Source organism: Myroides phaeus, from assembly GCF_900099675.1.
GTDB classification, from domain to species: domain Bacteria; phylum Bacteroidota; class Bacteroidia; order Flavobacteriales; family Flavobacteriaceae; genus Flavobacterium; species Flavobacterium phaeum.
The window spans coordinates 54339-73703 of the sequence record NZ_FNDQ01000014.1; the positions used below are offsets into that span (position 1 = coordinate 54339).

The 19365-nt window shown below is 33.9% G+C and carries 16 protein-coding genes; 7 read left to right on the forward strand and 9 right to left on the reverse strand.

Features of this window, described 5'->3' with window-relative positions; genetic code table 11:
* Positions 1-60: 60 nt before the first annotated feature.
* Positions 61-1902, reverse strand: a complete 1842-nt coding sequence (rho, locus tag BLT46_RS08580; RefSeq protein ID WP_090409204.1) for a transcription termination factor Rho — start codon at positions 1900-1902, stop codon at positions 61-63.
* Positions 1903-2087: 185 nt separating this feature from the next.
* Between rho and BLT46_RS08585 the strand changes: the two genes are divergently transcribed.
* Positions 2088-2504 carry a DUF4293 domain-containing protein gene (locus tag BLT46_RS08585; protein ID WP_090409207.1) on the forward strand — a complete coding sequence of 139 codons (417 nt, stop codon included), beginning with the start codon at positions 2088-2090 and terminating at the stop codon, positions 2502-2504.
* A 42-nt stretch (positions 2505-2546) separates the two neighbouring features.
* Here BLT46_RS08585 and BLT46_RS08590 read toward each other — a convergent pair whose 3' ends face one another.
* Complete coding sequence (locus BLT46_RS08590) at positions 2547-3056, reverse strand: metallophosphoesterase family protein (RefSeq protein WP_090409210.1); 510 nt, start codon at positions 3054-3056, stop codon at positions 2547-2549.
* A gap of 56 nt (positions 3057-3112) precedes the next feature.
* A complete protein-coding gene (locus tag BLT46_RS08595; RefSeq protein WP_090409213.1) occupies positions 3113-4381 on the reverse strand; it encodes a M64 family metallopeptidase in 1269 nt (422 codons plus the stop codon).
* Between the two features lie 580 nt (positions 4382-4961).
* On the opposite strand from BLT46_RS08595, the gene truA reads away from it, so the two are divergent.
* The 3 genes from truA (at position 4962) to lpdA (ending at position 9200) form a co-directional block, all read left to right on the forward strand.
* On the forward strand, positions 4962-5699 hold the full coding sequence (gene truA / locus BLT46_RS08600) for a tRNA pseudouridine(38-40) synthase TruA (protein WP_090409217.1): 738 nt from the start codon (positions 4962-4964) through the stop codon (positions 5697-5699).
* A complete protein-coding gene (locus BLT46_RS08605; protein WP_090409220.1) occupies positions 5696-7450 on the forward strand; it encodes an ABC transporter ATP-binding protein in 1755 nt (584 codons plus the stop codon). The genes truA and BLT46_RS08605 overlap by 4 nt, the downstream gene beginning before the upstream one ends.
* Positions 7451-7808: 358 nt before the next feature.
* Positions 7809-9200, forward strand: coding sequence for a dihydrolipoyl dehydrogenase (gene lpdA / locus BLT46_RS08610; RefSeq protein WP_090409223.1), 1392 nt, complete (start codon positions 7809-7811; stop codon positions 9198-9200).
* Between the two features lie 422 nt (positions 9201-9622).
* Here lpdA and purB read toward each other — a convergent pair whose 3' ends face one another.
* From purB to BLT46_RS08640, 6 genes are all read right to left on the reverse strand, one after another.
* Complete coding sequence (purB, locus tag BLT46_RS08615; RefSeq protein WP_176770743.1) at positions 9623-10963, reverse strand: adenylosuccinate lyase; 1341 nt, start codon at positions 10961-10963, stop codon at positions 9623-9625.
* A 101-nt stretch (positions 10964-11064) separates the two neighbouring features.
* The gene (locus tag BLT46_RS08620) at positions 11065-11910 is read right to left on the reverse strand and encodes a DUF2911 domain-containing protein (protein ID WP_090409231.1); all 846 of its coding nucleotides are present in this window, start codon (positions 11908-11910) and stop codon (positions 11065-11067) included.
* Between the two features lie 241 nt (positions 11911-12151).
* A complete protein-coding gene (locus tag BLT46_RS08625) occupies positions 12152-14143 on the reverse strand; it encodes a protein-disulfide reductase DsbD family protein (protein WP_090409234.1) in 1992 nt (663 codons plus the stop codon).
* A complete protein-coding gene (gene tilS, locus BLT46_RS08630) occupies positions 14140-15456 on the reverse strand; it encodes a tRNA lysidine(34) synthetase TilS (RefSeq protein ID WP_090409237.1) in 1317 nt (438 codons plus the stop codon). The genes BLT46_RS08625 and tilS overlap by 4 nt, the downstream gene beginning before the upstream one ends.
* Before the next feature lie 229 nt (positions 15457-15685).
* Positions 15686-16738, reverse strand: a complete 1053-nt coding sequence (locus BLT46_RS08635; RefSeq protein WP_090409240.1) for an RluA family pseudouridine synthase — start codon at positions 16736-16738, stop codon at positions 15686-15688.
* 20 nt (positions 16739-16758) lie between these two features.
* A complete protein-coding gene (locus BLT46_RS08640) occupies positions 16759-17352 on the reverse strand; it encodes a PASTA domain-containing protein (protein WP_090409242.1) in 594 nt (197 codons plus the stop codon).
* 123 nt (positions 17353-17475) lie between these two features.
* Here BLT46_RS08640 and BLT46_RS08645 point away from each other — a divergent pair, with 123 nt between their 5' ends.
* The 3 genes from BLT46_RS08645 to BLT46_RS08655 all read left to right on the forward strand — a co-directional run.
* Positions 17476-18456 carry a D-alanine--D-alanine ligase gene (locus BLT46_RS08645; RefSeq protein ID WP_090409245.1) on the forward strand — a complete coding sequence of 327 codons (981 nt, stop codon included), beginning with the start codon at positions 17476-17478 and terminating at the stop codon, positions 18454-18456.
* 9 nt (positions 18457-18465) lie between these two features.
* Positions 18466-18918 (forward strand): pantetheine-phosphate adenylyltransferase, encoded by a 453-nt coding sequence (coaD, locus tag BLT46_RS08650; protein ID WP_090409249.1) that lies wholly within the window; start codon positions 18466-18468, stop codon positions 18916-18918.
* A 72-nt stretch (positions 18919-18990) separates the two neighbouring features.
* Positions 18991-19365 (forward strand): transposase (locus BLT46_RS08655; protein ID WP_143021883.1); only part of this gene is annotated, 375 nt, incomplete at its 3' end.

Below are 19365 nucleotides of genomic sequence, written 5' to 3' on the forward strand. Positions count from 1 at the left end.
TATCTTTCAAATAATTACTCTCAAAACCCATACAGAGCTATCAAGCAATCATCATTACTATTAGTCTTTCTCGTTTAAAGTTCTCAAGAAATCATCATTGTTATCTGTTCTTCTTAGATTATCAATAATAGATGTCATCGCTTCTACAGAATTCATATTATCCATAACATTACGCATAACCCAAAGACGCTGTAAAGCATCTTTATCTAATAATAAGTCATCGCGTCTTGTACTTGATGAAGTAATATCAATAGCAGGGAAAATACGTTTATTAGAAAGTTTTCTATCTAATTGAAGTTCCATATTACCTGTACCTTTAAACTCTTCAAAGATAACCTCATCCATTTTTGAACCAGTATCTACAAGAGCAGTTGCAATAATACTTAAAGAACCTCCATTTTCAATATTACGAGCAGCACCAAAGAAACGTTTTGGTTTTTGTAGCGCATTAGCATCTACCCCTCCACTCAATACCTTACCTGAAGCAGGTTGAACTGTATTATAAGCACGTGCTAAACGTGTAATTGAGTCTAATAAAATAACAACATCGTGACCACATTCAACTAAACGCTTTGCTTTCTCTAAAACGATATTAGCAACTTTCACGTGTCTTTCTGCAGGTTCGTCAAATGTTGAAGCAATAACCTCTGCATCCACACTTCTCTGCATATCTGTAACCTCTTCCGGACGCTCGTCAATCAAAAGTACGATTAAATAAGCTTCTGGGTGATTTGCAGCAATAGCATTTGCCACATCTTTCAACAACATCGTTTTACCCGTCTTTGGTTGCGCAACGATCATACCACGTTGTCCTTTACCAATTGGAGCAAACATATCCATTAAACGAGTTGATACTGTACTTCTTCTACCGTCAAGATTAAACTTCTCTTGAGGGAATAAAGGTGTCAAATGTTCAAATGATACACGGTCACGCACAGCTTGTGGATCGTGTCCGTTAATTTTTAATACTCTTACAAGTGGAAAAAACTTCTCTCCTTCTTTTGGAGGTCTTACCACTCCCTTAACTGTATCACCAGTTTTTAAACCAAATAATCTAATTTGAGATTGCGATAAGTAAATATCATCAGGAGAAGATAAATAGTTATAATCTGCAGAACGCAAGAACCCATAACCGTCAGGCATCATTTCAAGAACACCTTCACTTTCAATAATTCCGTCAAACTCATAATCTGGTTCTCTGTAATTATTGCGTTTATTATTGTGGTTGTTATTATTTTTATTTTGCTGATTGCTGTGAGGCTTTTTGTTTTGATCTGAATCATTATTTTGATTTGTTTCAGCAACAACATTAACCTCTGGAGTAACCGTATCTACATCAGCCACAGTTGGAACTGCTTTTGCATCTGTTGACTCAGCTGTATTTCTATTTTGATTTTTAAAATCTCTTTTTTGAGAATCTCGGCGATTAGAATCATCACCTCTCTTTTTATTAAATTCCCTTTTATTTTCACGATTATGAGCTGGCTTTGCCTCTCTTACACCTTCTGCTTTTTCTTCTGTATTTGTCGTATCAGTAGAAACTTTTCTTTCGTTTTGTTTATCAGCAGGTTTTCTATGAGGTTTTTCTGCAATTACTTGAGAAGCTTGTTCTAACTTCGCTCCTAATTTGCTCTCTTCTTCTTGGGGTTTACTTAGTCTTGGACGCTTTGATTTCTCGTTAGACTCTCCAACTTCTTGTGGCGTTGCGGCTTTCTTAGGATTAACAGTATTCGGTCCTTTCACACTCTGCTTTGCAACATTAGAATCTGCTTTTTGACTGTCTAAAATTTGCGTAATAAGCTCGTCTTTCTTCAATGAAGCAATTTTACCTATTTTGGCTTTTTTAGCAATCTCCTGAAGGTCAGCAACCTTCATTTTTTTTAATTCGGAAATTTCAAACATAAAAATGTTTATAGATTATAAAAATATTGAATTATATATTTTAAATAAGATGGGAATTTAAAATAGAATTGCCGTATTATGAAGAACTTACGGCAGTACTGATGCAATATTACGAATTAATTTTTACAAACAATAGGTTTTTTAAAAAAAGAAACGTTATTTTTGTATTTCATTTTTTACAAATCATGTTACAAAGAATTCAAACTGTTTACTTAATCATCGTTTTTATACTTGTAGGTGTTTTACCATTCATATTCCCTTTGTGGACTAATGGAGAAGGTACAGAAATCTATTCGATGCATATACCTATGTTTACTATCCTTTTCGGATTATCAGTTGCTATGACAGTAGTTGCTATCTTAGGTTATAACAATCGAAAAAGACAGTTTGTCATCAATCGTTTGAATATAATATTAAATTTTATACTAGTAGGATTATTTATATACAGATCACTAAACATATCTGGAGAAGCAGTTGATACTGTTTCTGAGAAGGGTATTGGGATGTTCCTCCCTCTTATTTCTATCCTGTTTATCGTGTTAGCAAACAGAGCCATTAAGAAGGATGAAGATCTTGTAAAATCAGTAGATCGTTTAAGATAAACCTAATATCTTAGTTTATTAGTGCGTTAAAAAAGCCGAACTTTAAAGTTCGGCTTTTTTGTTTTTGGACCATTCAATAATTTCTAAGTCACTAATCTTTCCCTGGTCTATCTTAAAGCGCAGCATAGTTCGTACTTGGTGGAAACCACTAATTCCTGCTGCTCCTGGATTCATATGTAACACACCTAACATCTGGTCATATTGCACCTTTAGTATATGTGAATGTCCACAAATATAAATCCCCGGATGCTCTGTCATTATTCTTTGTTTCACACTTGCTTTATACTTTCCAGGATATCCTCCAATATGTATCATATACACCTTCATTCCCTCACACTCAAAAAATTGTTCTTCCGGAAACTCTAACCTTGCCTCTGCCCCGTCTATATTTCCGTAAACAGCGCGCAAAGGCTTTACCTTCTTAATCGTATCAGTTACTGTTAAGTCACCAATATCTCCAGCGTGCCAAACCTCATCTGCTTGCGCTACATACTTCATAATATGCTCGTCTATGCAACTATGCGTATCAGACAATAATAATATATTCTTCACCTGTATTACCTATTTAAAACAAGAAAGCTTCTCTACTGAGAAGCTTTCTAATATGATTACTCTGTATAAAACAAAATTAACTCTTCTATCGCATTCTGACAAACGGGACAGAAATCTGGATATTGATTTGTTTTCATTCTACAATCCAATGTTCCTTTGTAAATCTTTCTTCCTGCTAATCCTTCATAAACACCTATTGGATATTTTTTCACATCTTTAGCGTCAGTTGGAATTGGCGTACCTTTTTTCAACATTTTCTTCCACTTACTATTAAAATCAACAAGTGTTGTAATGTTTCTTTCCCACGGTTCGCTTACATTCGAAATTAAATCACTTAACACATCTTGCTCATAAAAATACTCATCTGCTAATCCGGCAAAACTATGACCAAACTCGTGTACTACCACCGGTTTAAAATCTTTATTCCCAGTTGTAGTTAATGTGTACGAATTGTAAATTCCCCCTCCACCATACACATCTGTATTGGCTAATATAACAATGTGCTCGTAAGGAATACCCGCCAAAACATCGTGTAATTTTTTAATGCGATTAGTAGTCAAATAACGCTCTGAATAAAAAGTATCAAAATTTGACTCTACGGCTGTCTTACGCCACTCTCCTTTGCGAGGTACGCTTACTCCTGAATCTTGAGAAGCACTCTTCACTGCAATAAAATTAAAGTTATCTGCAAATTTGCCAAACGGTTTGTGCTTCAAAATTTCCTCTATTGAAACCTTAGCTGCAGTCATAAATTTATCCATCTCTCCTGCTTGAAAACCTTCTGCGACAAAAACCACATTTATTGCTTTTGCCTCATCTTTCGCTTTATGCAAATAAACGTGTTCAGTTACATCGGCTACTCCTTTTTGATGAATCAACATATCAGTTGGATCAACATAGTGAACTAATGTATCTTTCTCTTTGCCATTTTCGTCAAATAACACAAGTTCAATGCGCACTTTTTTCTTCGGAAACGGAACTAAGAATACGTTTTCAAAACTCTTTGTTGTACGCTGTGCTTCTTCAGTAGATAACCACTCTTGAAATAGCGTACTAAAGCTATTCGTATAAATAAGTAAATTGCTCTGTTCATCGTAAACGCGTACTTGTCCATTGCCTTTTAGTGCATTTTCACTCAAGTGATGTGTTCTCCCTGCCCATTGTGGATACGAAGCTAACTCGTCTAATAAAATAAACTGTCGTTTGACATCTCCTCCAAATACATAGTCTAATCGCAATGTTTTATCTTCAAAATAGTCTTTAAATTCTTGTGCACTGACCACTGTACTTAGGCACAATGCTAACAGTAAAAATAGTTTCTTCATTTTGTTGTTTGGTTATTAAAAGGTAAAAATAGAAATTATTTACCAACTTATTTTGTACTTTTGTAAACATAAGTCATTATCTCTTTTAGGTAAGCTTTTTACGCTTTTAACTTATTTACTGTAAACGCATACTTGCTAAGCTGTTTTTCTCATTCTTATAAAAGACAACAGATACAAAGCAAAATCCTCCTAATTACTCAGCCCTAATAACGGTATGCTTTAGCTGTTTTACATTCCTTACTTATCATTTCAAAACAAGGTCATTAAGCTATTTTTTTGCATTCATTTACAGAGTGTATGTATACTGTATGTATAGTGCTTGTATACTGGTTGTATACTTTCTATGTAAAAAGATACAACCACTCTACATACATTAAACATAGGATATACATACGGACTGCATAAAACAATCTTAACATTCGCGGTCTTTTCGCAATGCTTTCAACTACGCCTTTTTACTTGTTTTAAAACGGACATTCCTACTGCCTACTTATAAGAGTAAAAACTAATTTTATAATAACATAAACAGCCTAATCGTCTTTTTAAAGTATATTTGCTCTTTGTAAAAAACAGATTTACTTTGAGATACTTTTTAGAATTCGCTTATAACGGAACTCATTATCACGGTTGGCAACTACAACCGAATACTAAAACGGTACAAGAAACGCTTACTCACGCTATTTCTACCTTACTTCGCACGCCTATTGAGCTGGTGGGGGCTGGAAGAACAGATGCTGGGGTTCACGCAAAACAGATGTTTGCACATTTTGACTTTGACGAGCCTTTTGAAAAAGCGAATTTGGTTCAAAAAATGAATTCTTTTTTACCTGAAGATATTGTTGTTTTTGACATTCATACCGTTGCTGATGAGGCGCACGCACGTTTTGATGCTACTGCGCGTACGTATGAGTATCATATGCATTTGTTTAAAGATGCTTTTTGTAACGATTTAAGCTTTTATCACTTCAGACCTTTAAACGTTGAATTGATGAATGAAGCAGCTAAAATCTTATTTGAATACGAAGACTTCGAGTGTTTTTCTAAAACACATACGGATGTTTTCACATTCAATTGTACGATTTACAAAGCAGAATGGGAAGTAAAAGACAACAATAAATTAGTATTTACTGTTTCTGCAAACCGATTCTTGCGAAATATGGTGCGTGCAATAGTAGGTACATTAATTAATGTTGGCTTGGAAAAAATTACGCTGGACGATTTTAGAAAAATCATCGAAAGCAAAAACAGAGGAAATGCAGGGTTTTCAGTTCCCGGAAAGGGACTATTTTTAACTAAAGTAAGTTATCCTTATTTATGAAACGAATTAAATCTATATCCCTACAAAAAATATTAAACTTCGCTAAGCCTTATAAAAAGCGATTTAATTGGGTAGTGGTATTTGCTATAACTTTATCCATCTTTGCTGCTATACGTCCGTATATGCTAAAGCTAACAGTGGATGAATATGTACAGAAACAAGACAAAATAGGATTGCTTCTTTATGTAGGACTAATGGGTATTGTCTTATTATTAGAAGTGTCTTCTCAATTTTTCTTTACTTATTGGGCAAATTGGTTAGGCCAAGATATTGTTAAGGACATCAGAGAAAAATTGTTTGATAAAATCATCAGTTTTAGAATGCGCTATTTTGACAATGAACCAGTTGGTAAATTAGTAACGCGTTCGGTGTCTGATATTGAGTCTATCGCAAGTATTTTTAGTCAAGGACTTTTTATGATTGTCAGTGACTTACTTAAGATGTTTGTGGTGCTATGTATTATGTTCTATATGAACTGGAAATTGAGCTGTATTGTATTAGTTGCAATGCCTATATTACTTTATGCAACTCGCGTGTTTCAGTTAAAAATGAAAACTGCTTTCCAAGAAGTACGTACGCAGATTTCTAACCTAAATACTTTTGTTCAAGAGCGATTGACAGGAATGAAAATTGTTCAATTGTTTTCAAGAGAAAAAATAGAATACGAGAAGTTTAAGGAAATCAACCAACGACATAATCAAGCTTGGTTGAAAAACATTATGTACAACTCTATTTTCTTCCCTATTGCTGATATTGTATCATCGCTAACCTTAGGGTTTGTTATTTGGTATGGAGGAATGTCGATTGTGAACGGTGATAACTTAACCACATTTGGAGATTTGTTTGCTTACACAATGTTGATTACAATGCTTTTTAACCCATTGCGTCAAATTGCGGATAAATTTAACGTAATGCAAATGGGAATTATTGCAGCGGAACGCGTGTTTGAAGAACTTGAACTTGACGAGGTGATTGAGGACAAAGGTACGCTTATTGCACCGCAGTTTAAAGGACATATTTTAATGAAAGATGTGCGATTTAGCTATATTCCTGAAGTCGAAATTTTAAAGGGTATTAACTTAGAAATTGAAGCTGGAAAAACAATTGCTATTGTCGGGTCTTCTGGAGCAGGAAAGTCAACAATCATCAACTTATTAAATCGCTTTTACGATATTAATAGTGGTTCTATCAAGATTGATGGTACAGATATAAACGAGTTTAAACTGGATTCGCTACGAAAGCAAATTGCTGTGGTACTACAAGATGTTTTCTTGTTTAGTGATAGTATTTTTAACAATATTACATTACACAACCCTAATATCAGTAGAGCGGATGTAATTAAAGCGGCGAAAACAATCGGTATTCACAACTTCATTGAAAGTTTACCAGGAGGATATGATTACAATGTGAAAGAAAGAGGAGTTATGTTGTCATCAGGACAAAGACAGCTTATCGCTTTTTTACGTGCTTATGTGAGCAACCCAAGTATTTTAATATTAGATGAGGCTACTTCTTCTATTGATACACATTCAGAAGAATTACTTCAAAATGCTACTGATTACTTGACAAAAGGACGTACATCAATTATCATTGCCCACCGTTTGGCTACTATTGTCAATGCAGACCAAATCATTGTTATGGACAAAGGGCAGATTGTTGAAAAAGGAACGCATAAAGAACTCCTTGAATTAGAAAATGGGTATTATAAAAACCTATATGAATCGCAATTTAAAATTGCCGAAGGAGCTTAAAAATATAAATTGAGGGAAGAGGTTATCTTCCCTCTTTTTTTTGCTTAAAAAATGAATTTCCCTTACAATTAGTGAATTTATTACAACTATTTACTGTTATAGTTAAGCTATCTTAAAGTGAATTTATATCTACTAAGAGATTAAACAGACTACAGAACCTGCATATTTACTGCTAACTTTTTTAATGGATTGGTAAAAAATAAGTGTATTTTCTGATAATAATAAATTATTAGACGAGAAAACACGAATCCCTCTTCACAATTCATTAAAGAACAGCTGACCAACTTTTCAATCCGAAAGTTTCAAGTAAGAAAATAAATGATTATTTTCGTAGCATAAAATATAGAAATATATACATATGAAATTCGATATTATTGTTTTAGGAAGTGGCCCTGGAGGTTACGTGACTGCGATCAGAGCATCTCAATTAGGCTTTAAAGTTGCGGTAGTTGAAAAAGAAAACTTAGGAGGTATCTGTTTAAACTGGGGATGTATCCCTACGAAAGCACTTCTAAAATCTGCCCAAGTATTTGAATACCTTAAACACGCTTCTGATTACGGATTGACAATCAATGGTGAAGTAGACAAGGATTTCAATGCTGTTGTTGCACGTTCTCGTAATGTTGCAGAAGGAATGAGCAAAGGAGTTCAATTCTTAATGAAAAAGAATAAAATCGAAATCATCGATGGATTTGGAAAAGTAAAAGCTGGTAAAAAAGTTGACGTAACTGATAAAGATGGTAACGTAACTGAAATATCTGCTGATCATATTATCATCGCTACTGGTGCGCGTTCAAGAGAATTACCAAACTTACCTCAAGATGGTAAAAAAGTAATCGGATACCGCCAAGCAATGACTTTACCTCAACAACCTAAGAAAATGATTGTTGTTGGTTCTGGTGCAATTGGAGTTGAATTTGCTTACTTCTACAATGCAATGGGTACGGATGTAACTATTGTAGAGTTTATGCCAAATATTGTTCCTGTTGAAGACGAAGATATCTCTAAACAATTTGAGCGTTCTTTGAAAAAAGCAGGTATCAAAATTATGACTAATGCTTCTGTTGAAAAAGTTGATACTACTGGTGAAGGAGTAAAAGCTACTGTGAAAACAGCTAAAGGAGAAGAAATCATTGAAGCAGACATCGTATTATCTGCTGTTGGTATCAAATCTAACATTGAAAACATCGGATTAGAAGAAGTTGGTATCGCTACTGATAGAGATAAAATCTTAGTAAACGATTTCTACCAAACTAATATCCCTGGATACTATGCAATTGGAGACGTTGTTCCTGGACAAGCGTTAGCACACGTTGCTTCTGCTGAAGGAATTTTATGTGTTGAGAAAATTGCTGGTCACCACGTTGAACCATTAGACTACGGAAATATCCCTGGATGTACTTATGCTACTCCTGAGATTGCTTCTGTTGGTATGACTGAGAAAAAAGCTAAAGAAGCTGGTTATGATATCAAAGTTGGTAAATTCCCATTCTCTGCTTCTGGAAAAGCAAAAGCTGCTGGTACTCCTGACGGTTTCGTAAAAGTTATCTTTGATGCTAAATACGGAGAGTGGTTAGGTTGTCATATGATCGGAGCTGGTGTTACTGATATGATTGCTGAAGCAGTTGTAGCACGTAAATTAGAAACTACAGGATACGAAATCTTGAAAGCGGTTCACCCTCACCCTACAATGAGTGAAGCTGTGATGGAAGCTGTTGCTGACGCTTACGGTGAAGTTATTCACTTATAAGATTAAATATCAACAATATAGAAAAGCCTGTCAAAATTTTGACAGGCTTTTTTTATTCCCTATATTTATTTTTATTAATTATAAAGACTCCACATAATGAAACGTTCAAGTGCCAATTTTTACAGGACAATATTGTTTTTAGTATTTGTCGTCGGACTGATTTTATTGATCAAGAGTATTGATACCTATATATTTACACAGTCCTTTGAACTTTTATCTTTCTTAACGCCACTATTATTTCTTTCTGTAGGAATATGGGGTAGTAAGAAATTAACCCAAATTAAGAAATAGTCTTTTTCTTCCCGTAAATTTCTATTGCTTAATTGCTAACATTAGAATAACGATATGATGGTTTTACTAAACAAAGAAGGTCATTTATTGCTAAATGACCTTCTCTTATTTGTAGTGCGAAACTATCTATATTATATTCCCAAATAATTACTTGGTGTAATCTGTTTTAATTCATTTTTAATTTCTTCTGAAACAGCAAGCGTTTCGATGAAATTGTGAATTGACTCTTTATTAATTACTGTATTCGTACGTGTTAAATCTTTTAATGCCTCATACGGATTAGGATACGCTTCTCTTCTTAAAATAGTTTGAATAGCTTCTGCTACTACCGCCCAGTTATTTTCTAAGTCTTGCTCAAACTTCTCTGCATTTAACAATAACTTATTCAATCCTTTTAACGTAGATTCAAAAGCAATTAAAGTATGTCCTAATGGCACACCAATATTACGCAACACTGTACTATCTGTTAAGTCACGTTGTAAACGAGATAAAGGCAATTTAGCCGATAAATGTTCAAATATAGCGTTAGCAATACCTAAGTTTCCTTCTGAGTTTTCAAAGTCAATAGGATTTACTTTATGTGGCATTGCAGATGATCCAATTTCTCCAGCTTTAATCTTCTGCTTGAAGTACTCCATAGAAACATACGTCCACACATCTCTATCTAAGTCCATAATGATGGTATTAATGCGTTTTAACGCATCAAAGAACGCTGCAAAATGATCATAGTGCTCAATCTGTGTTGTAGGGAACGAATGTTTTAACCCTAATGTTAATTCAACGAAGTCAGTTCCAAACTGTTTCCAATCGTGTCCTGGGTAAGCAACATTATGTGCGTTAAAGTTACCTGTAGCCCCACCAAACTTAGCCGCAAAAGGAACATTGTTTAACAAGCGCAACTGCTCTTCTAAACGAACAACAAATACGTCAAACTCTTTACCTAATCTTGTAGGAGAAGCAGGTTGTCCGTGTGTACGTGCTAACATAGGAACGTCTTTCCACTCAACGCTTAACTCTTTCAACTTATTTACTACCTTAACAAAAAGTGGCATATAAACATCGTGAAAAGCTTCTTTTGTCATTAACGGAATAGCCGTATTATTAATGTCTTGAGAAGTAAGTCCAAAGTGAATAAACTCTTTGTACTGCTCAAGCTTAAGTTGATCAAAGGCATTTTTGATAAAGTACTCAACTGCCTTAACATCGTGGTTAGTCGTTTTTTCAATTTCCTTAATCCACAAAGCGTCTTCTGTACTAAACTCTTGGTATAACTTGCGTAATTCAGGAAATACATCTGAAGAAACTCCTGCCAATTGAGGAACGTTATGCTCACACAACGCTATAAAATATTCCACCTCAACTAAAACACGGTATTTAATAAGTGCTTCTTCTGAAAAGTAATTCGCAAGTCCAACTGTCTTGTTTCTGTAACGCCCATCTATTGGGGAAATAGCGTTTAATTCTGTTAACATAATTTAGAATGTGTTGTTAAAAAACAAAGATAAACCATTAACTACAAAATATAAAAATATGGCATAAAAAAAGATAGCTTTTTACGGCTATCTTTTGAAAATTATTTAGACCACTCTTTTATAGCGTCTTTGTTTATCTTAATGTAATCTAAGTTATTAGCTTTTTCTGCTAACGCTAAAGCAAGCTTAGCAGTTTCTACAGCGGCTACTTTATCTCCTGATTTTGCTTGAATCTGAGACTTCAAACGAACAAAGTAATAAGGCACTTTGTCTCCTGATTTCTGTATCGCTGCCTCTACCCATTCTAAGGCTTTTTTAAGGTCTTTTCCTGTTAAGTAGTAATATTCTGCCGCTGCATAATAATCTACAACCTTAGGACCAGAAAAAGTCTCCTCTATCGTTTCCATTGCCAATTGATCTGTTGGAACAGTAAAGCGAATAGGTACAATTACTTTTTCCCACATTATCTCTAAATCTGCATAATCTATATTCACATTATTTACAGCAATTGTCAGTGTTTCAAATTTGCGATCAGAACCTATTGCCTTTACTTTAGTAGATAGTGCTACTTTGCTTTCATCCCACTTTTCAGGCAATCCCCAATTGTTTGTATCTGCGTAAAAAATGATTTCCCACTCTTCTACTTTTGGAATAGTATACAAGGCATAAGAACCTTTTTTCAATGTTTTACCACCAATAATAACATCATTTCCAAAGGTAACAACCGTGTTCATATTTGCTCCAGTTCTCCATAGTCTTCCATAAGGAACCAAATCACCAAAAACTAAACGCCCACGCATATTTGGTCTTGAATAATCTATATTTACATCTGTTAACCCAACTACTTGGTGAATTTCTGATTTTGTACTGGTAGGTGGAGTGTGTACTTGAGCGTTTGTGCACAAAGCAAACAATCCAAAAGCGACTGCAACTAAACTTTTTTTCATTTTATAACAATTTTTCTGATTTTTCCTTTTCCTCTTCCCTTCACTATCTACACTTGAAATCAAGTATTCTAACTACAATATTTCTCTTGTAGTTACTGATTAGCATATGTAAGTATAGCTATCAAATGTATTGACTTATATCTTAATATTTTCTCAAAATGCAAAGTTTTATTTACGGAATAACACAAAAAAAGCCGAGTGAAATAATCACTCGGCTTTTTACTTAACTAATTGATAAGTTTTATTTTACTTTCTGAACTCCGCTCTCTAACCAAGCTTTGTAGTCATCTACATCTGGTGTATATCCTACTGCTTCAGTTAATCGGTTTTCTTTACTATCTAAAATAATATAGTAAGGTTGAGCATTAGCGTGGTAATTCTTCATTTGGAAATCACTCCACTTATTACCAATCGTCTTAATTTTCTTACCTGTTGTTTCAGAAATATACTGCTCATTTTCAGGCAGCTCCTTTTTGTCGTCAACATAAAGAGAAATTAAAACAACTTCATTTTTAAGAATTGACAATACTGATGGATCTGACCATACGTAGTCTTCCATTTTACGACAGTTAACACAAGCAAATCCTGTAAAGTCTAATAAAATAGGTTTGTTTACCGATTGTGCATAAGCTACTCCTTTTTCGTAATCTGTAAATGCAACGATATCGTGTGCTCCTAATTTAGCTCCATCAGGCAATACACCTACTGCATCACCACCTGCTGAACCTCCTTTTCCTCCAACTCCATACGGACTTTCACTATACGTCATTGGTGGTGGGAAACCTGATATAATCTTTAATGGTGCTCCCCATAATCCAGGTACTAAATAAATAGTAAACGTAGTTACTAAAAGAGCCATAAATAATCTTCCGACAGAAATACTATCTGTTGGACTATCGTGAGGCAATTTAATTTTTCCTAATAAGTACAATGCCCAAGCACCAAAAATAGCAATCCAAATAGCTAAGAATACTTCTCTTTCTAACCAATGTGCTTGCAATACTAAGTCTGCATTTGATAGGAATTTAAAAGCTAAAGCTAACTCTAAAAACCCTAATGATACTTTTACTGTGTTTAACCATCCTCCTGAACGAGGCATTGAGTTTAACCACCCTGGGAACATAGCAAATAACATAAATGGTAAAGCCAATGCTAACGAGAACCCTAACATCCCAACAATAGGTGCTATTCCTCCTTTAGACGCTGCTTCTACCAATAGAGTTCCAACAATAGGTCCTGTACAAGAAAACGACACAATAGCCAACGCTAAAGCCATAAATAGGATACCAATAATACCTCCTCTATCTGCTTGTGAATCTACTTTATTCGCCCAAGAGTTAGGCAACATAATTTCAAAAGCTCCTAAGAAAGACGTAGCAAATACCACTAATAATAAGAAGAAAATTACATTAAAATAAACGTTAGTTGATAACGCATTTAATGAATCTGCTCCAAAGATAGCAGTAACAATTGTTCCTAAGATTACATAAATAAGAATAATAGACAATCCGTAGATAATCGCATTCTTAATCCCTTTAGCGCGTGTTTTACTTTGTTTCGTAAAGAAACTCACTGTCATAGGAATCATAGGGAATACACAAGGTGTAAGCAAAGCTGCAAAACCAGAGAAGAACGCAAGAATAAAGATTGTAAACAATCCTCTTTTCTCTTCTTTTTTGTTTGTAACTAATGCTCCATCTGTTTCACTTGTAGCACTATCTTTCGATTCTGTTGCAGAAGTCTTTGTTGTGTACTCCTCAAAATTCTTAACCTCAACAGAGGTTAATGTCTTTAAGTCAAAAACAAATAAATTACTTTGACTAATACATACTTCTTCACATACTTGGTATGCTAATTCAACTTGTATATTTGGTGTATCTTGATTTGTCAACTTAATATCCTGAACCAATTTTACTGGTCCTACAAAATAAGTTTCATCAACATCAAAAATATCGTTGAACGTTGTTTTTGTTTCACTCTCTTTTGCCGCTCCTACTAACTCATAATTTCCCTCTTGGTTATTATAAATAAACTCTGTAGGTAGTGGTCCTCCATCTGGAGTGTGCTGAGAATACATATGCCATCCCTCTTGAATAATACCGTCCCAAGTGATGGTGTATTCTGTGTCAGACTTCTTCTCGATTTTAGTTTGCCATTTCGCTGGGTTTGCAATCTGTGCTTGCATTGAAACAAATGACACTAAAAAAAGTAGCAAATAAGCTAATTTTCTCATAAAATAACTTGAATTTTAAAAATGTTTGTAGTTGTATTTTTTACCTTAAATCGCTCATCCATTCGACTTCCAATAATCCATACAATTTTATCTTCTGAGCATAAAAGCCAGGTGTTTTCTTTATCAATTAGACTAAACTTCTCGTCTTTAAAGAACTTACTTACTTTTTTACTGCCCTTCATCCCAAAGGGAATAAATTTATCTCCACTTCTGTATTTTCGAATAGACAAAGGAAACTGTAAAGCATCTCCATCCACATAAATTACAGAAGTATCGCTTTTTAATTCTTTTTCTTCATAAGGTGTTATACTAATCTTTAATGGTTCGGTTAATGTTTGTTTTGGTTCTAAAAAATATATTTTTTCTTTATTCTCTTCTTTATCTGCTAAACGTTGTAAAATAAGTTCATCTCTATTCTTAAGCAACATATGCGTTGATGAATAAACTACTTTACCTGATGTAGCATCTAATAAATTTTCTATATCGCTCCAAGCTGTAAATCCGTAAGGCTGTAACCAGCGATATAAATAAGCAATAGGCGAAGATAATTCTTTTAGTGCTAAAATATCAATAATCAACTGATTGTCTATATTTCTAACTGTTTTTTTGAAATATATGCGACTTGCATCTTCGCTTAAATCAAATGTTTGCTGTAAATAATCAATTGTTTTTTGAAACGAATTTGCAAACTGATCATTGGTCTCTTTTAATAAAGGCAGTATGTTTTGTCTGATTTTATTGCGAAGATATTTTGTCTGAGCATTTGTATAATCTTCGCGCCAAGTAATCTTGTTTTTTTCAGCGTATTGAACGATCTGCTCTCTTGTAAATGGCAATAATGGACGTCTGATATAATCATTCTTAGCAGGTATCCCTAACAATCCTTCAATACCTGTTCCTCTTGACAAATTGATTAAAAACGTTTCCATAGAATCATCTAAGTGATGAGCCGTCAACAAGTATTTATACTCCCCTTTTGCAATAAGAGACTTAAACCAGTCATACCTCAACTCTCTGGCAGCAATTTGAATAGATATCTTATTTTCCTCAGCGTATTGTTCTGTTTGAAACTCCGCTACAAAAACAGGAATATCTAATTGTTTTCCCAATTGCTCTACAAAAACCTGATCATCTATACTATCTTGTTTACGCAAGTGAAAATTGCAATGTGCTATTGCAATATTTAGTTTTAGTTGATGACAAAGGTGTACTAAAACGACACTGTCTATCCCACCACTAACGGCAAGTAACAATGGTTTTTCTACTAATTCTTGAAAATTACTTTCAATATGTGCTTTAAGTTGACTTAACATTTTAATCTAAAGTCACCAAAGTAAATAAATAAATTCGGAAAGAGAAATGAATTTAGTGTGTTTTTGCGAAGACAAGGGCTTTTTTAAGATACTATTATACTTCTTAAATTGCAACGTGCATAAATGTGGTAGAACTTAGGTAGAACAAATACACTGTGCTTTATAACCAAAAGTGTATATCTAAATTGCGAACAAAAAAAGGAACCAACTCTCGCTGATTCCTTTTGTATTATATTTCCCCTTTATTTCCAAGGTTAGATGCCTGAGCATAAGTTCTCCATTTTGCGATACACTCTTGCATATCTTCAGGAATTTCAGTTTCAAATCGCATAAACTCTTTTGTTATTGGATGTTCAAAACCTAATGTTCTTGCGTGTAATGCCTGTCTTGGTAAAACGCTAAAACAATTATCTACAAACTGTTTGTACTTCGTAAATGTAGTCCCCTTCAAAATAAGGTTTCCTCCATAACGCTCATCGTTAAACAAGGTATGACCAATAGACTTCATATGTACGCGAATTTGGTGAGTACGCCCTGTTTCTAATCGACAAGAAACTAAAGTAACATATCCTAAACGCTCAATTACTTTATAATGCGTAACTGCCCATTTCCCCATAGTTTCATCGTCAAAAGCAGCCATTTGCATTCTGTCTTTAACGTGGCGACCAATATAACTTTCAATTACACCCTCATCTTCTTCAACATTTCCCCAAACTATTGCCATATACTCACGTTCAGTAGTTTTTGCAGCAAACTGTTTTTGCAATTCAGTCATTGCCCACTCCGTTTTTGCAACTACTAAAAGTCCTGTTGTATCTTTGTCAATACGGTGTACTAATCCTGGACGTTCACTACTATTTAAAGGTAGATTATCAAAATGGTAAGCCAATGCATTTACCAATGTCCCTGTATAATTACCGTGTCCTGGATGAACTACAAGTCCTGCAGGTTTATTAATAACTAAAACAGCGTCATCTTCATAAACTATATCTAACGGAATATCCTCTGGTATGATGATGTTTTCAAATGGTGGTTGTTTCATCAACACACGTACAACGTCCATTGACTTCACTTTGTGATTTGATTTAACAGGTACATCATTCACAAAAATATTTCCATTTGCAGCAGCTTGTTGGATTTTATTTCTCGTAGCGTTTTCTACTAAGTTCATTAAAAACTTATCAACTCTAAGAGGAGCTTGTCCTTTTCCTGCTTCAAATCTAAAATGTTCATATAATTCTCCATCTAAATCATCGAACGCTTCAATATTACCTTCTTGCATATATCTTTCTTATATCTTTCTTAATCAATCTCTGGTGCTACGTCTAATTCCTCTGGTGTATAAGCTGCTCTACCATCTCCTAAAACAAAGTCAACACGAGAATTTTTAGACACTTTATCTCCTTTTTTCAACACTTTACCGTTTTGAGTAACTCTCAATACTACATCTTTTCCTATAAAAGTTTCATAAGAAATAGTTCCTTCTTTTAACCCTAACGATTTAATAGTTGCTAAAACTTGTCTGTATGTTAACTTTTCAAATTCTGGTAAAATCACTTTTCCATAACCTGCTGCGTTAATCTTTACATATATTTTTCTATTCTCTTTTACATCCGTATTTGGTTCTGGATCTTGTTCAAGAATAGTTAAAGGAGGGAAATCTCTATCGTAATCTAACGTATCAAGTACAACCATACGCAAACTGTTTTTCTCTAAAACCTGGATTGCCTGGTCTGTATCCAACTTTAAAATTGATGGTACAGCAATACGTTGCCCGTGATTTGTTGTTTTCTCTAACCATTTAAGAGCCACAAATACTCCTACTACAAGTATAACGACTGCAGCGATTAGTGAAATAAAAAAAGCCTTGCTTTTTAAAAAACCAAATAATTTCATATCTATTTATTTTGGGCAAAGATATAAAATCGAAAACATTTTTTGTTTCTATGTTTTGTTATAAATTTGTTTTACCCAAAGTACCCTATAATTTTCTCTACCGAGAAATAAAACTAATTAAAAATGAAGCATGTAGCTATAATCATGGGAGGTTATTCAAGCGAATATAAAATCTCATTAGTAAGTGGAAAAGTTGTCTTTGATAATTTAGATAGAAATAAATACATCCCATACGCAATTCACATTCTGAAAGACAAATGGGTCTATGTTGATGAAAACAATGCCGAATTTCCAATTGATAAAAATGATTTCTCTGTTCAATACAACGGAAATAAGATTTCATTTGATGTTGTATTCAACGCAATACACGGTACTCCAGGAGAAGATGGCTTAATGCAAGCTTACTTCAATTTAATCGGTATGCCTCATACTTCTTGTGATTATTATCAAGCTGCTTTAACAATGAATAAACGAGATATGTTGTCTGTTGTAAAACCTTATGGTATTAAAACAGCAATCTCTTATTATTTGAATGAAGGAGATGTTATTGATACAGAAGCTATCATTCAACGCGTAGGATTACCTTGTTTTGTTAAGCCTAATCGCTCTGGTTCAAGCTTTGGGATCTCAAAAGCTAAGAATACAGAAGAGTTGTTACAAGCCATTGAAACAGCTTATAAAGAAGACAATGAAATTATTATTGAAAGCTTCTTAAACGGTACTGAAGTTTCTGTTGGTGTGATTAATTACCAAGGTGAAATAATTGTTTTACCGATTACAGAAATTGTTTCTGAAAACGATTTCTTTGATTACGAAGCTAAATATTTAGGGAAGTCTCAAGAGATTACTCCAGCACGAATTGATGAAGCTACAAAAGCTAAAATAGAAGATATCGCTTCTCGTATTTATAAAATCTTAAAAATGGAAGGATTTTCCCGCAGTGAATTTATCATTGTAGATGGTGTGCCTTTCTTATTAGAAATGAATACTGTTCCTGGGCTGACAAATGAAAGTATCTTACCTCAACAAGCGAAACAAGCGAATATCTCTTTATCTGATTTGTTTGGCAACGCAATTGTTTTAGCTTTGCAAAAGGCACAATAATTATTAACTATGAGAAGAGCAGTTTTTCCTGGTTCATTTGATCCTATTACAAATGGGCACTATGACATTATAAACAGAGCATTACCCTTGTTTGATGAGATTATAGTTGCAATAGGAGTTAATTCTGATAAAAAGTATATGTTTTCTCTTGAAGAAAGAAAGCGCTTTATAGAAGAAACTTTTAAAGACGAACCAAAAATAAAAGTAACCACTTATGAGGGGCTAACAACAGACTATTGTTTTGAAGTTAATGCTCAATTTATTTTAAGAGGACTTAGAAACCCTGCTGATTTTGAATTTGAAAAAGCGATTGCTCATACAAATCGTTTTCTTTCTAAAATAGAAACTGTCTTTTTGCTTACTGCTGCAAGCACTTCTTTTATCAGTTCAAGTATTGTACGTGACGTTATTAGAAATAAGGGAGACTATTCTAAATTAGTTCCAGAACCAGTTAAGTTTTAAACATAAAAAAAATCCGTTCTATGATAGAATAGACATGCCCCAAAAAGTTAGACACTTTTTGGGGCATTTTTTATGAGTAGAAAACAGAAATACAATTTTGAATTTAAGTTACGTATAGTAACTATTATTTTGGAAGGTAAAGACAGTATGAGGGGACTTTCTCGATCAGAAAAAATCAGTGAGTTTAACCTTTATTTTTGGCTTAAACTATATGAAGTTTATGGAGAACAAGGATTACATGGAATCTCCAAAAACAAATTCACTATAGAAGAAAAAATTCATATTATTCAGGAACATCAAAATAGTGATTTATCTTTGACAGATACCTGTGTTAGATATAGAATCTCAAATCCTTCTGTCTTATTCCAATGGACAAGAAAATTTAAAAGCAAAGGATTTAAAGGCTTAGAAGACAATCGGGGTGTACATTTAAAGAAAAATAAAACA